This is a genomic window from Achromobacter sp. SIMBA_011, from assembly GCF_046535435.1.
GTDB lineage: Bacteria > Pseudomonadota > Gammaproteobacteria > Burkholderiales > Burkholderiaceae_B > Achromobacter > Achromobacter dolens.
Map to the genome: position 1 here is coordinate 1 of NZ_JAWRWN010000320.1, position 279 is coordinate 279.

The following is a 279-nucleotide window of genomic DNA, read 5'->3' on the forward strand; positions in this document are numbered from 1 at the left end:
CTTTGGCTTGCCTGTCGAGCCTGATGTATAGATGACATAGGCCAGATCAGACGGTTTGTTCCTCACCGTTACATTCGTCTTTTCGGCTTTGGCAATCCGTTCATCATCCAGCGCAATCACACTTATGCCCATTGTGTCTGTAAAAGGAATCTTTTCAATCAAGTGCTCTTGTGTGAGTAATAATTTAGTGCCGCTGTCCTTCATGAGATATTGAAGCCGCTCCTCCGGATAATCCGGATCAATCGGGAGATAGGCCGCCCCAGCTTTTATGATTCCGAT

1 protein-coding gene is annotated in these 279 nt (G+C 46.6%); it reads right to left on the reverse strand.

Features of this window, described 5'->3' with window-relative positions:
* Nucleotides 1-279 (reverse strand): AMP-binding protein (locus SB816_RS31135; RefSeq protein ID WP_410548131.1); only part of this gene is annotated, 279 nt, incomplete at both ends.